Source organism: Actinotalea solisilvae, from assembly GCF_016464425.1.
Taxonomy (GTDB): domain Bacteria; phylum Actinomycetota; class Actinomycetes; order Actinomycetales; family Cellulomonadaceae; genus Actinotalea; species Actinotalea solisilvae.
This window is the reverse complement of the sequence record NZ_JADDKQ010000001.1, coordinates 53,046-66,950: the sequence shown is the minus strand read 5'-3', so window position 1 is coordinate 66,950 and position 13,905 is coordinate 53,046. Positions and strand designations below refer to the sequence as shown.

The 13,905-nt window shown below is 76.2% G+C and carries 12 protein-coding genes; 6 read left to right on the top strand and 6 right to left on the bottom strand.

What is annotated here, in order from left to right; all coding sequences use genetic code 11:
* Window positions 1–361: 361 nt before the first annotated feature.
* Window positions 362–910, top strand: a complete 549-nt coding sequence (locus tag JIG38_RS00305) for an RNA polymerase sigma factor (RefSeq protein ID WP_199421513.1) — start codon at window positions 362–364, stop codon at window positions 908–910.
* 23 nt (window positions 911–933) lie between these two features.
* Window positions 934–2,094 carry a hypothetical protein gene (locus tag JIG38_RS00300; RefSeq protein WP_199421512.1) on the top strand — a complete coding sequence of 387 codons (1,161 nt, stop codon included), beginning with the start codon at window positions 934–936 and terminating at the stop codon, window positions 2,092–2,094.
* A gap of 437 nt (window positions 2,095–2,531) precedes the next feature.
* Here JIG38_RS00300 and JIG38_RS00295 read toward each other — a convergent pair whose 3' ends face one another.
* The 6 genes from JIG38_RS00295 to JIG38_RS00270 all read right to left on the bottom strand — a co-directional run bounded on the left by JIG38_RS00295 (window position 2,532) and on the right by JIG38_RS00270 (window position 10,863).
* A complete protein-coding gene (locus JIG38_RS00295; RefSeq protein WP_199421511.1) occupies window positions 2,532–2,834 on the bottom strand; it encodes a hypothetical protein in 303 nt (100 codons plus the stop codon).
* Between the two features lie 197 nt (window positions 2,835–3,031).
* Window positions 3,032–5,947 carry a vitamin B12-dependent ribonucleotide reductase gene (locus JIG38_RS00290; protein WP_199421510.1) on the bottom strand — a complete coding sequence of 972 codons (2,916 nt, stop codon included), beginning with the start codon at window positions 5,945–5,947 and terminating at the stop codon, window positions 3,032–3,034.
* A 493-nt stretch (window positions 5,948–6,440) separates the two neighbouring features.
* The gene (locus JIG38_RS00285; protein ID WP_307844384.1) at window positions 6,441–7,334 is read right to left on the bottom strand and encodes an ECF transporter S component; all 894 of its coding nucleotides are present in this window, start codon (window positions 7,332–7,334) and stop codon (window positions 6,441–6,443) included.
* Window positions 7,331–9,055 carry an ABC transporter ATP-binding protein gene (locus JIG38_RS00280; protein ID WP_199421509.1) on the bottom strand — a complete coding sequence of 575 codons (1,725 nt, stop codon included), beginning with the start codon at window positions 9,053–9,055 and terminating at the stop codon, window positions 7,331–7,333. The genes JIG38_RS00285 and JIG38_RS00280 overlap by 4 nt, the downstream gene beginning before the upstream one ends.
* Entirely contained in the window at window positions 9,052–10,113 is a 1,062-nt protein-coding gene (locus JIG38_RS00275) for a CbiQ family ECF transporter T component (protein WP_199421508.1), read from the bottom strand. The genes JIG38_RS00280 and JIG38_RS00275 overlap by 4 nt, the downstream gene beginning before the upstream one ends.
* Before the next feature lie 12 nt (window positions 10,114–10,125).
* On the bottom strand, window positions 10,126–10,863 hold the full coding sequence (locus JIG38_RS00270; RefSeq protein ID WP_199421507.1) for an SCO2322-related protein: 738 nt from the start codon (window positions 10,861–10,863) through the stop codon (window positions 10,126–10,128).
* 272 nt (window positions 10,864–11,135) lie between these two features.
* Here JIG38_RS00270 and JIG38_RS00265 point away from each other — a divergent pair, with 272 nt between their 5' ends.
* The 4 genes from JIG38_RS00265 to JIG38_RS00250 all read left to right on the top strand — a co-directional run bounded on the left by JIG38_RS00265 (window position 11,136) and on the right by JIG38_RS00250 (window position 13,901).
* Window positions 11,136–11,684: a cob(I)yrinic acid a,c-diamide adenosyltransferase gene (locus JIG38_RS00265; protein ID WP_199421506.1), complete on the top strand. Its 549-nt coding sequence runs from the start codon at window positions 11,136–11,138 to the stop codon at window positions 11,682–11,684.
* Between the two features lie 142 nt (window positions 11,685–11,826).
* On the top strand, window positions 11,827–12,453 hold the full coding sequence (locus tag JIG38_RS20825) for a flagellar brake protein (RefSeq protein WP_199421505.1): 627 nt from the start codon (window positions 11,827–11,829) through the stop codon (window positions 12,451–12,453).
* An 87-nt stretch (window positions 12,454–12,540) separates the two neighbouring features.
* Window positions 12,541–13,173 (top strand): thioredoxin-like domain-containing protein, encoded by a 633-nt coding sequence (locus JIG38_RS00255; protein WP_199421504.1) that lies wholly within the window; start codon window positions 12,541–12,543, stop codon window positions 13,171–13,173.
* Complete coding sequence (locus JIG38_RS00250; protein ID WP_307844381.1) at window positions 13,170–13,901, top strand: DUF305 domain-containing protein; 732 nt, start codon at window positions 13,170–13,172, stop codon at window positions 13,899–13,901. Before JIG38_RS00255 ends, JIG38_RS00250 begins: the two co-directional genes overlap by 4 nt.
* Window positions 13,902–13,905 lie beyond the last annotated feature (4 nt).

The window sequence follows — 13,905 nt, the reverse complement described above, 5'->3', positions numbered from 1 at the left end:
TCTCTCGTCCTGTCGGGGCCGATCGACGACCGGCGCGTCGGGGGTCGCGGTCCGGTCGCTTGCACGAGGTCTGTCGGCGCGCCGCCCGCCGGCCTGAAGGGTGGTGTCCGACTCGTCCCGTCGATTCACCCGTTCACCGCGCCGCGGGCGGGTCACGTGTCCGTCGTGTCCGGTCAGGGATCGGGGCACGGGCTGTTCGGAGGCACGGCCGATCCGGGGCACGGTCGTGAGCGGGTCGCCTGCGGTCGGGTACGTCCGGACGGGCGACCCCGCCCGTGGGCGGGCGTCGCTCCACGCGGGGGCGCGCCGTGCCGCGCGCGCGTGGCGGGTGCTCGGCGGCCGTCTCGGGCATGCTGGGGGCGTGCTCGACGACTTCGACCGGCTGCTGCCGCAGGCGCGCGCCGGGTCCCCGGAGGCGTTCACGGCGATCTACCGGGACCTCGCGCGTCCCGTCGCCGCGTACCTGCGTGCCCAGGGCGTGCGCGACGTCGAGGACGCGACGAGCGAGGTCTTCCTCTCGGTCTTCACCGGCATCGCCCGGTTCGAGGGCACCGAGTCCCAGCTGCGGTCGTGGGTCTTCACCATCGCCCACCGACGCGCCGTCGACACGTGGCGCCGCGCGTCGCGCCGGGTCGCCGAGGCGCCCTACGAGCCGGAGGACGACGTCCGGACCGCGCCGAGCGCGGAGGCCGGCGCGCTCGAGGCGCTCGGGGGCGAGCGCGTGCACGAGGTGCTGGCGACGCTCACCGACGAGCAGCGCGAGGTGCTCGTCCTCCGGGTGGTCGCGGACCTCACGGTCGACGAGGTCGCGCACGTCACCGGGCGGCGGCCGGGCGCGGTCAAGGCGCTCCAGCGACGAGGGCTCGCTGCCCTGCGGGACACGCTCGCGCGAGAGAGGGTAACCCTGTGAGCCTCTCCGGCGATCACCAGGACATGAGCCCTTCGCGTGACGAGCGTCTGCTCACCGGCGCACCCGTCGACGGCGAGCCCGAGCTCACGGCCCTCGTCGCGGCGCTCCGCGCCACCGCGGCCGAGCCCGCGCCCGCGCCCACCGCCGCGCTGCTCGCGGTGCTGCGCGACGGGCTCCCTGGCGCCGCGCTCCCGGGGCCTGGCGCCGCTACTCACGCGACCCCGGGCGCGACGCTGCCCCGCGTGCGCGCGGTGGCCGGTGCGCGACCGTCCCGCCCGAGCCGCGAGCCGCGGCCGGTGCTGTCGGCGGGTGGCCGGGGTCGGTCCCGGGCGGGGCTCGTGGCCGCCTCGCGGTGGGTCGGGGGCCTCGGGGTGGCGTCGAAGATCCTCCTCGGCGCGAGCGTCGCCGCCGCGTCCGTCGGCGGCGCGGCCGGCATCGACGCCGTGCCGGACGCCGTCCAGGGCCCCGCGCGCGAGGTCGTGGACTGGGTCGTCGACGCCGTCGTGCCCGGCACGCCGGGCGACACGGGCGCCGCCGGACGTGCCGAGGACGCCGGCTCCGGCGACAGCGACGGCGACGCCACAGGATCGCCGACCGACGTGACGGTCCGCGCAGCGCTCACCGACGCGCCCGGGACGACGGCGGACCTCGCGCGGCCTGCGCCCGCGCGCACCGTCGCGGCGACGGACGCGCCCGGCGGGCCCGCTGCCGGCACGACGGCGCGCGTCGAGACGCCCGGCGCCGTCGTGCGCGCCGCAGCGCCGGGCGAGGCGGTCGAGTCCGCCGCCGGCGTCGCTCCGGGGAGGCAGGACGCCCCGGCCGACACGGTGGCGCCCGGACGTGTCGAGGGCCCTGCCGCGTCGCAGGCACCCGGTGCCCAGGTCACGTCCGCGGACGGCGCCGCACCCGGCCGGCAGGACGCGCCCGCGTCCGAGGTCGCGCCGGGCCGCGGCGCGTCGGAGGACCAGCAGCGCTCCGCCGGTGCCTCAGGGTCGTCGGCCTCGGGGTCGTCGGCCGGCGCGGCGGCGCACGGCGGTGCGGCGAACGGCGGTGCGGCGAGCAGCGGGGCGGGGAACGGCGGTGCGCCGAACAGCGGTGGCTCGGGGACGACCCCGCCGACGGGCGGCGGTCCTCCCGCCGAGCAGGCGCCCCAGCCGCCGACCCCGGGGTCCGGCCGGGGCTGAGGCCGCCGGGGGCCGCGCGCGGGGCGCGGGGGACCGTGCGTGTGCGCCTGACGCGGCGCCGGTCGCTCGCCGACCCGGTGGCGCGCCGGTGGCGCGGCGCGGCGGTGAGGCGTCGCCCGGACGTCTCCGCCTCCAGAGGACGGGGCGGACCACGAGCGATCTCAACAGATGAGACGCCCTCGGCTCCGCGTACCCCCCGTCGCGATCGGGGCGATGACCCGTGCGAGGGGGCGGCACGCGGTGCTGACCCTGGGCCGCCCCTCATCTCGACGGCACGACCCGTCAGCGGCGGCGCTCGACACCGCCCGGCGGCCACCACCGCGGCACCGGCCGCGCCACAGACGACGACGCCCCCGTGAACCCCCTCTCACGGGGGCGTCGTCACGCCTGGGCGACGGCGGCCGGTGCGGGACGGGGCCGTCGGCGGGCGCGGGCCGCTACGCCTCGCGCGGTTCCCGCACGCCCACGACCGGCTCCGTCGGCCGGGGGTCCGCGAGGAGCACCGGCTCCGTCGGGGCCTCGATGCGGCACTGCGCGAGCCCGTCGGCGAGGACGGCGACGAGCGAGGCCGCCTCGGCGGGCGCCAGCCGCACGCTCGCGACGCACTGCCCGTGGCGCCACGTGCTCACCACGAAGACGCCGTCGCGCTCGTGCCACGTGACCTGGAGCGCGCGGTGCTCGCCGCGCACGTCGGGGAGCGCGGTGGCTCCCGGCAGGGGCAGCGCGACGACGTCTCCCATGGGGGCACCATGCCCCCGGCCGAGCCGTCGTGTCCAGGGCCCTCGGGCCTGGCCCGCTCCGGCTCGCGCAGCCTCCGGCGGCGCCGGGACCTGCCCGGTGCGCGGCCGGACCGAGCGGCGGTCCCGGTCCTGGACGCGCCGGAGGGCGCCGACCCTGGGGTCGACGCCCTCCGGCGTGCCTGCGCGACGTCGCCGCGTCAGCTGCAGCCGCTGGTCGAGCCGCAGCCCTCGCAGACGTGGCACGAGCCCGCGGGCCGCATCTTGATGCCGCAGTTCATGCACAGCGGCGCGTCCGCCTCACGGCCCTGGATGAGGTCCATGAGCTCGGCCGACGAGTGCACCGTGACCGGGGCGGGAGCCACGGACGCCGTGGCGACCGAGTGCTGCGCCGGCGCGGCCGACGCGGGGGCCGAGGCGGAGGGGGTCGAGGCCGCGGGCGTGGACGGCGCCGGCTTCTCCTCCGCAGCGGCCGACGGCACCTCGCTGACCGTCTCGTACGCGTCGGCCGGGGCGGGCTCGTACGAGCCCGTCTCGAGCTGGCGCGTGCGCTCCTCGGTCGTGTAGATGCCGAGCGAGGCGCGCGTCTCGAACGGCAGGTAGTCCAGCGCCAGGCGGCGGAAGATGTAGTCCATCATCGACTGCGCCATGCGGATCTCCGGGTCGTCCGTCATGCCGGCCGGCTCGAAGCGCATGTTGGTGAACTTCTGGACGTACGTCTCGAGCGGCACGCCGTACTGCAGCGCGACCGAGATCGCGATCGAGAACGCGTCCATCACGCCGGCGAGGGTCGAGCCCTGCTTGCCGAGCTTGACGAACAGCTCGCCGAGGCCGTCACCCGGGTACGAGCCCGCGGTGATGTAGCCGTCCGCGCCGCCGACCGTGAACGACGTCGTGAGCGACGTGCGCTGGCGGGGGAGACGCTTGCGGGTCGCCCGCGCGGGCGCCGCCTCGACCACCGGCGCGACCTCCACCGGGGCCTCGGCCGTCTTGGCCTTGGCGTCCGACAGGGGCTGGCCGACCTTGCAGTTGTCGCGGTAGATCGCGAGCGCCTTGATGCCCATCTTCCAGGACTTGAAGTAGATCTCCTCGATCTCCTCCACGGTCGCGGACTCCGGCATGTTGACGGTCTTGGAGATCGCGCCGGAGATGAAGGGCTGGACCGCCGCCATCATCCGCACGTGCCCCATCGGGGAGATGGCCCGCTCGCCCATGGCGCAGTCGAAGACCTCGTAGTGCTCGGTCCTCAGGCCGGGGGCGTCGACGACGTGGCCGTGCTCGGCGATGTACTCGACGATCGCCTCGACCGTCTCCTCCGTGTAGCCCATGCGGCGCAGCGCGCGCGGGATCGTCTGGTTGACGATCTGCATCGAGCCGCCGCCGACGAGCTTCTTGAACTTCACGAGCGAGAAGTCCGGCTCCACGCCCGTGGTGTCGCAGTCCATCATGAAGCCGATGGTCCCCGTGGGTGCGAGGACGGAGGCCTGCGCGTTGCGCCACCCGTTCGCCTCGCCGATGCGGTTGCCCTCGGCCCAGACCTTCGTGGCCGCGGCGAGGATGCCGGCGTCCATCGAGCCGAGCGTGCGGATGTCGTCGTTCGCCGCGGCGTGCTTGCGCATGACGCGCTTGTGACCGGCCTCGTTGAGGCGGTAGCCCTCGTAGGGGCCGACGACGCCGGCGAGCTCGGCCGAGCGCTTGTAGGCCGTGCCCGTCATGAGCGAGGTGATCGACGCGGCCAGGGCACGGCCGCCGTCGGAGTCGTAGCCGTGGCCCGTCGCCATGAGCAGCGCGCCCAGGTTGGCGTAGCCGATGCCGAGCTGACGGAACCGGCGCGTCGTCTCGCCGATCGCCTCGGTCGGGAAGTCCGCGAAGCAGATCGAGATGTCCATCGCCGTGATGATGAGCTCGACGGCCTTCTCGAAGCGCGCGACGTCGAAGGTGTCGTCGTCCCGGAGAAACTTCAGGAGGTTGAGCGACGCGAGGTTGCACGACGAGTTGTCGAGGTGCATGTACTCCGAGCAGGGGTTGGACGCCGTGATCCGGCCCGACTCGGGGCTCGTGTGCCAGTCGTTGATCGTCGAGTCGTACTGGAGACCCGGGTCGGCGCACTCCCACGCGGCCTGGGCGATCTTGCGGAACAGGCCCTTGGCGTCGACCTGCTCGATGACGCGGCCGTCCTGACGTGCGCGCAACCCGAACGAGCCGCCGTCCTCGACGGCCTGCATGAACTCGTCGGAGACGCGCACGGAGTTGTTGGCGTTCTGGTACTGCACCGAGACGATGTCGCGGCCGCCGAGGTCCATGTCGAAGCCCGCGTCGCGCAGCGCGCGGATCTTGTCCTCCTCGCGCGCCTTGGTCTCGACGAACTCCTCGATGTCGGGGTGGTCGACGTCGAGCACGACCATCTTGGCCGCGCGGCGCGTGGCGCCGCCCGACTTGATGGTGCCCGCGCTCGCGTCGGCGCCGCGCATGAACGAGATCGGCCCGCTCGCGGTGCCGCCCGAGGAGAGCAGCTCCTTCGACGAGCGGATGCGCGAGAGGTTGAGGCCCGCGCCCGAGCCTCCCTTGAAGATCATCCCCTCCTCGCGGTACCAGTTGAGGATCGAGTCCATCGTGTCGTCGACCGCGAGGATGAAGCAGGCGCTGACCTGCTGCGGCGACGGCGTGCCGACGTTGAACCAGACCGGCGAGTTGAACGAGAACACCTGGTGCAGGAGCATCCACGTCAGCTCGTGCTCGAAGACCGTCGCGTCCTCGTCGGTTGCGAAGTACCCGAAGTCGCGCCCGGCCTTGGTGTACGTGAGCACGACCCGGTCGACGAGCTGCTTGAGGCTCCACTCGCGCGCCGAGCTGCCGACCGCGCCGCGGAAGTACTTCGTCGTGACGATGGTCGTCGCGTTGAGCGACCAGGCGCTCGGGAACTCGACGCCCTTCTGCTCGAAGATCGTCTCGCCCGACTTCCAGTTGGTCTGGACGACGTCGCGGCGCTCCCACTCGACCTCGTCGTAGGGGTGCACGCCGGGCGTGGTGAACACGCGCTCGACGGTGAGCCCGCGCTTGCGAGCGCGGGCGCCGCGGGCGCCCGCCTTGCCGGTGGACTCCGACGTCTCTGTCATGACTTCTCCTTCAGCCGGTCGCGCGGCCGGTGGGCGTGACGCGTGGGGCGGGACGGTGCTGTGCAGCGGGTGGATCGGGGGGTCGTGCTCGTCGTGCGGGTGGTGCTCGTCGTGCTCGGTCCTGCGGGTGGAGCGGCGTCGTGGGTGGCGGGGCCGGCCGGCGCCCGACGATCCACATGCCGTGCCACGGGCCGTGCACAGGGATCTCGGGATCTACACAGATCCGTGCACAGGTTCGTGCACAGATCCGGCCTCTCACCACTACAGGTGCCTAACTTACAACCGTGGAACCACTAGATGTAGTGCCGAGACCATGATCTTTGTTCCCGGGCCGGACGCCCTGGGCGAAGTCGCAGGCCAGCGCGCTGTCGATGATGGTCGTGACCTCCGACACGGCCGCGCGGCCCGGCGTGTCACGTCCGTCGGCGTGTCGCACGGCCCCCGGACGAACCGCGCGAAGCGGACGTGGGGTCGGGCGCCGGGGACGGCGGGGTCAGGCGCCGGGGACGGTGGGCTCAGGCGCCGGGACCCGTCGCGTCCGCGCGGGCGCGAAGGCGGCGCGCGACGCGGTCCGGCGCAGCGCGACGAGCGCGGGCCGGCCGACGACGGCGAGGACGACGCCCGTCGTCACGGCACGCCCGACGTCCCAGCCGAGCGAGGTCGCGGCGCTGAAGAGCGCGAACCGCCGGAGGTTGTCCCCGACGGGGTCGCCCGCGACGAACGACAGCCCGGTCCCGCTGCCGACCGAGAAGGGCCAGAAGGAGAGGTTCATCGCGAGGCCGAACGCGAAGGCGGCGACGGCGCCGTAGAGCACGAGGACGAGGACCTCCCCGGCCCCGCGTACGCGCCGGGGCAGCAGCCCCGCGCCGAGGCCCACCCACGACGCCGCGAGCATCTGGAACGGCATCCACGGCCCGACGCCGCCCGTGAGCACGGCCGAGGCCAGGATCGTCGTCGAGCCGAGGGCGAAGCCGAACCCGGGGCCGAACACGCGCCCCCCGAGCACGATGACGACGAACACGAGCTCGACCCCGGCGGTCCCCGCCGACAACGGCCGCAGCACCGCCCCGACCGCGGAGAGCAGGCCCAGCACGGCGACCGCCTTGACGTCGAGCCCGCCGTCGCCGAGCGAGACGAGCACGACGGCCACGACGGCGACCAGCACGCCCGCGAGCACGAGCGGCGCGTCGGTCCCGTGCTCGAGGCCGCTGCCCGGCGCCACGACGAGGGGCCAGCCGAACGCGAGCAGCCCGGCGATCCCGGCGAGCACGAGCGCTGCGACGGTCCGGGCGCCCACGGGCACCGCGGAGACGTCGGTGACGTCCGCCCGGCGCGTCGGCCGCGGGCCGCGCGGGTCCGTGACCGTCGTGGTCGTCGGCGTCGTCACGCGGGCACCGCGAGCGCCGCCGCCACGGCGGCGACGGTCAGCAGCTCGACCGGGTGGAGCACCTTGGCGACCTGAGGCGCGAACGTCGGGGAGGCCACGAGGACGTCGCGCGCCGGGCCGTCGGTGACGACCTCGCCCGCGGCGAGGACCACCACCCGTGTGGCCGCCTCCGCGACGAACTCGACGTCGTGGCTCGAGAGCAGCACGGCGCCCGCCCGCGCCGCGTGCTCGCGCAGCGCGGTCGCGAGCCGTGCCTTGGCGGCGTAGTCGAGCCCCCGCGTGGGCTCGTCGAGCAGCAGCACGCGGGGCCGCGCCGCGAGCTGGACCGCGAGGACGAGGGCGAGCCGCTGGCCCTCGGACAGGTCACGCGGGTGCGCGAGCGGGGGCACCGTGCCCGCGAGCCCCGCGAGGAGCGCGGCGGTCGTCCCCGGCTCGGCGCCGGACTCACGGTCGGCGGCCGCGCACTCCGCCGCGACGGTCTCGAGGTAGAGCAGCTGGGCCGGGTCCTGCGGCACGAGCCCGACCAGCCGCCGCGCGTCCGCCGGGCTCAGCGCGGCCGGGTCGGGCAGGCCCCCGGTCCCGGGCGCCGTCCGCGCGCCGCGGCGGAGCACGCGGCCCAGCGCGCCGGGCAGCCCGGTGGGGGCGACCTCCCCGCCCGCGCGTCCCTCGTCGTCGCGCATGGCGACGGTGCCGCCCGAGCGCGGCCCCGCGCCCTGCAGCGCCCACAGGAGCGACGACTTGCCCGCGCCGTTGCGGCCCATGACCGCCACGACCTCGCCCGGCCGGACGGCGAGGTCCACCTCGCGCACGGCGCGCGTCGTGCCGTGCCGCACGGAGAGGCGCGACGCGACGAGCAGCGGGGCGGTCGCGGACGCGCGTGGCGCGGCGGAGGCGGCCCCGGCACCCGCCGCGACGACGCGCTCGCGCAGCGGCGCCGCCAGCCGACGCGCGTCGCGCACCGAGAGCGGCACGGGCGACCAGCCGGCCAGGCGCGCGAGCTCGACCACCGGGGGAGCGACGACCGATCCGGGCAGCACGTCCTGCGGCCGCCCGTGCACGACCGTGCCGTCGGCGGCGACGAGGACGACCCGGTCGGCGTACTGCACGACGCGCTCGAGCCGGTGCTCGGCGAGCAGCACGGTCATCCCGAGGTCGTGCACGAGCCGCGTGAGCGCCGCGAGCACCTCCTCGGCGGCGGTCGGGTCGAGCGCCGACGTCGGCTCGTCGAGAACCAGCACGCGCGGGTGGCTCGTGAGGACGGCGCCGATCGCGACGCGCTGCTGCTCGCCGCCGGACAGGTCCGCGAGCGGCCGGTCGCGGAGCGCCGCGAGCCCGAGCAGGTCGAGCACCTCCTCGACGCGCCGGCGCATGACCTCGGGCGGGACGCCCAGCTGCTCCATGCCGTAGGCGAGCTCCTCCTCGACCGTGTCCGTCACGAAGCCCGACGCGGGGTCCTGGACCACCACGCCGACGACGTCCGCGAGGTCGCGCGGGAGGTGCGTGCGCGTGTCCCGCCCGTCGACGACGACCCGGCCCTCGAGCAGGCCGCCCGTGAAGTGCGGCACGAGCGAGGCCACCGCCCGGAGCAGCGTCGACTTGCCCGCGCCCGTCGGCCCGACGACCAGGCACAGCTCGCCCTCGCCGACGGCGAGGTCGACGTCGCGCAGCGCGGGCGCCGCGGCGCCCGGGTAGGTGACGGTGACGCCCTCGAGCCGGATCACGCGCCGGCCGCCCTCGGCCGGGGCGTCCCCGTTGCGAGCACCGCGGGGGCGGCTGCGAGCAGGGCGCTCACGAGCGCCACCGGCGGCAGCGAGGGCCACCCGAGCGGCTGGAGCGACGGGTCGAGCGCCGACGGGTCCGTCGCGGTCGCGGCGACCAGCAGCGCGGCGGCGAGCAGCCCGCACGCGGCGACCACCGTCTCGGGCGTGCGCCAGGCGTCCGGCCGGTAGCGCGAGCGCCGCACCTGGCGCCCGGCGAGCACCCCGCCGCCGACGGCGGCCGCGGCGCCCAGCGCGAGCACGGGAGCGCCGAGCCACGCCGGGCTGGTCCCGTCGAGCAGGCCGTAGGTGCCGAGCGCCGCGGCGACGAGCGAGGCGAGGAGCAGGGTCGTCACGCGCCGGTCCGAGCGGCCCGGGAGCGCCCGCGCGTAGCCGCGGGAGTCCATCGACGCCGCGAGGGCGAGGGCGCGGTCGAGCGCCTCCGCGAGCACGGGCACGGCGGTGCTCGCCAGCGACCGGAGGCCGCGGGCCTCGTGCCCGCGCAGACGGCGTGCCCGGCGCACCGACGCGGCCGACGCGACGAGGGCAGGCGTCACGCTCACCGCGATGACGACGGCCGTGCCGACCTGGTGCAGCGCCGCCGGGAGCGACCGCAGGGCGCGCCGCGGGTTCGCCAGCGCGTTGGCCGCGCCGAAGCACACGACGAGGGTCGCGAGCCGCAGCCCGGCGTAGAGCGCGGTGAGCAGCCCCGTGAGCGTGACGGGTCCGAGCAGCTGGACCCCCACCGCCCACGCCGGCAGGTCCACCGCGGGCAGGTCGAGCAGCACCGGGCCGGGCGCCTTGATCCCCACCACGACGTAGAAGAGCACCCGCAGCACGACGATGCACCCGGCGAGGGCGAGGTAGCCCCGGAAGGCCCGTGCCCACGGGGCGTCCTCGCGCCGGGCCACGACGACGAGCACGGTCGCGGCCAGCACGAGGCCGACCACGACCGGGTTCGTCGTACGCGTCGCGGCGACCGCGAGCCCGAGGGCCCACGCCCACCACGCGAGCGGGTGCATCGTCGGGCCCGGTCAGTCCTGGCCGGCGGGGCCGTGCGCGGAGCGGCGACGCTGGACGAGGACCGCGGCGACCGCGAGGACCGCGACGACGCCGACGCCCGCGAGCAGCACGGGCGAGGGCCCGGCGGCGGCCTGCGGCTCCTCCTCGGCGGTCGTGACGGACGTGCCGTCGTCGACGTCCTCCGCCTCGCCCGAGGTCGCCGCCTGGTCGGCGGCCTCCTCGGTGGGTGCCGCGGGTGCGTCGACCGTCGGGCCGGCGGACCCGTCGGAGTAGCGCCAGCCCTCGACGCCGCCCGGCGCGGGGACGGCCTCGTCGGAGCCGAGCATCGCCATCTCCCAGGCGCCGCCCGGCTCGGCCGTCCAGTAGGACCAGTAGGAGCCCGTGAACTCGGTGGGGCAGGGGTCGGGCAGCGCGTCGATCGCGCAGATCATGTTCGCGTCGTCGCGCGTGTCGGCGAAGCCCGCCGTCTGGAGCGCCGCGGTCCCGGTGCTCGCGTCGGTCGCGCAGCCCATCTCGACCTCGCCGCCCAGGTCCGTCTTGTCGACGATCACGGTGACGCCCTCGGGGTCGGTGCACGGGCCCGACGGCGCCGCGAGCACCGTGGCGGGAGCGGGGACGCCGACGCTCGCGTGGGCGACCGCCGGCGCGGACGCGGCGCCGAGGGTGAGGGCGAGGACGCCGAGCGCGCGCACCGCGCGGCCGGACGTGTGCGGGCGGGGGACGGCGGTGGCGTCGGTGACGCTGGTCATGGTGCCTCTTCCTGAGTGGTCCGTGACGGACCCGGCACCGCCCACGCGGTGGGCGACCGGGCTCCGTCCCGTAGGCCTCGACGGGTGGAGCCGCTCGGCCTGCACCAGGTGCTCCGGCTCGTCCGACGCGGGAGCGTCGGACCTACGGTTGCGGGTCAGCGCCGGACTCGGACCGGCTTCCCCTGGCTGCAGGACGTGATGCGTGCCGCCGGTGGCGGCGCGGACAACGTACCGCCTCGGCGCCCTCCCGGCGTCGCCGCTAGCCTCGGGCGATGCGGATCTACACCAGGACGGGCGACGACGGCACCACGGGGCTCTTCCTCGGCAGCCGGGTCTCGAAGGCGGACGTGCTGGTCGACGCCTACGGCGACATCGACGAGGCCGTGTCGCTGCTCGGCGTCGCGCGCGCGTCGTGCGCCGACCCGCGGCTCGCCCGCCTCCTGCTGGACCGTCAGCGCGAGCTGTTCGTCGCCGCGGCCGACCTCGCCACGAACCCTGCGCACCGGGACCGCCTCAAGCCCGGCATCTCGCTGATGACGCAGGACACCCTCGACCTCCTCGAGCGGCTCATCGACGAGCTGGTGCGCGAGCGCCCGCTGCGGCCGGTCTTCGTCGTGCCGGGCGCGACGGCGACGTCGGCCGCGATCGACCACGCGCGCACGGTCGTGCGCCGGGCCGAGCGGCACGTCGTCCAGGCCCAGGACGCGGGGCACGGGGTGAGCCCGCTCGTGCTGCGGTACCTCAACCGCCTCTCGGACCTCGCGTTCGTGCTCGCACGGCACGCCGCGGGCGACGTCACGGAGGAGGCCAGCCACGACTGACGGCGCGCCGCGCGGCCCCGGGTGAACCGCGGGGTGAACGTGCCGCGCCGACGGCCGCCGGGCTCGGCCGCGGGTTAGCATCACGGCCACACGGGCGGCGCGGCTGGCGCGCCTCCCGGCGCGTGCACGAGAGGCAGGGCCGGTGGCGTTCGAGCTGGACCCGTGCCGTGTGCGCGCACCCGGCGGTGAGCTGCTCGCCCAGGGCTTCGTGCGCGAGCACGACGGCGACGTCGTCGCGATCGACGTCGAGCACGAGGCGGGCGGGTGGCTCGACGAGGGCGACCGCGTCGTGGTCGAGATCCTCAGCCCGAGCCGCGGCACGCTGACGTACGACGCCGGTGTCCGTGCCGTCGTCGCACGGCGCGTCGTGCTCGAGGGCCTCACGCTCCAGGCCGCCGTGCAGCTGCGCTCGGCCGTGCGCGTCCCGACGTCGATCGCGGTGGTGCTGCGCGCGGCCGGGCAGGACGAGGACGGCGAGCCGGCCGAGGTGACGATCGACGCCGTCGTCCTCGACGTGAGCGCGCACGGGATGCGCGTGCGGTGCCACGCCGACGTCGAGCCGGGCGCGCACCTCGCCGTGCGGTTCGAGGCGACCCGCACGCCGCTCGACCTCGAGCTCGAGGTCGTCCGCGCGCAGGAGCTCGGCGGCGACGCCCTGCTCGGCTGCCGCCTGGTGGGCACGAGCGAGCGCCAGACCGACGAGCTCTTCCGGTTCGTGCTCGAGGAGCAGCGGCGCCAGCTGGCGGTCCGCGCCGCCGGCTCGGCCTGAGCGTCACGTACCCTGACCGCGGTGCGCGCCGGCCGTCGGCGCGCCGCCGGAGCCCCCGCGCGCGACCGCGCGGCGACGAGGAGTGACGTGAGCAAGGCATCGACGAAGGACGACCGGCGCGCCCAGCTCGCCGCCCTCCAGGAGCAGCAGCGCCGCGCCGACCAGCGCCGCACGTGGCTCATCATCGGCATCTCGGTCGTCGTGGCCCTCGCGCTCATCGTCCCCGCCGCGGTGCTCCTCGTCGGCGAGCAGCGCCGCACGTCCGCCCTCGAGGCCGCGGCCGACGCGCCCATCGCCGGCGCGGTCGAGACGGAGGTCGCCTCGGCCGTGCACGTCGAGACCGACGTCGAGTACGAGCAGACGCCGCCCGTCGGCGGGGACCACCACCCGACCTGGCAGAACTGCGGCTTCTACTCGGCGCCCGTCACCGACGAGTACGCGGTGCACTCGCTCGAGCACGGCGCGGTCTGGGCGACCTACGGCCCCGACCTTCCCGAGGCCGACGTCGCGCGGCTCCAGGAGCTCGCCGAGCGCGAGGGCTACCTCCTGGTGAGCCCCCGGGACGACCTCTCGGCGCCCCTGACGCTCTCGGCGTGGGGCGTGCAGCTCGAGCTCGACTCCGCCGACGACGAGCGGCTCGACGTCTTCCTGCTCAAGTACCTCCAGGGTCCGCAGACCCTCGAGCCGGGCGCGCCCTGCTCGGGCGGCATCGGCGCGTGAGCACCGGCGCGCCGGGCCTCGCCGAGGACGGCGAGCGCACCACGGTCGCGGCGCCGCCCGACACGGAGCCCCCGCTCCGCGGCCGCGCCGCACCGCGCGCCGTGCTCGTCGCGGTCGCCGTCGTGGCCCTGGCCGCCGGGGCCGCGCTCGGCCTCATCGCGGGCGGCACCGTGCTGCGCCCGGCGGTCGCGGCGGAGGGCTCCGTCGACGCCGGCTTCGCGCGCGACATGGCCGTGCACCACGGGCAGGCGGTCGAGATGTCGGTGCTCGTGCGCGACCGCAGCGAGGACCCGGCCGTGCGCCAGCTCGCGCTCGACATCCTGCTCACCCAGCAGCACCAGGCCGGCCAGATGTTCGGCTGGCTCGCCACGTGGGGACTGACCCCGACGTCGTCGGCCGAGCCCATGGCGTGGGCCGAGCACGGGCACGGAGACGCCGGCGCGGCGGCGACCGACGAGGAGCACCCGCACACGATGCCGGGCCTCGCGACCGAGGCGCAGATGCAGCGCCTGGCGACCGCCGAGGGCGAGGAGGCCGACCGGCTCTACCTCGCACTCATGATCCCGCACCACGAGGGCGGCGTGGAGATGGCTGAGCTCGCTGTGGGCGACGCCGACCAGCCGCAGGTGCGCCGGCTCGCCGAGGCGGTCGTCGCGTCGCAGCAGGCCGAGATCCAGCTCCTCGAGCAGATGCTCGCCGAGCGCGGAGGAGCCCCCGCCGGCCTCTGAGGCC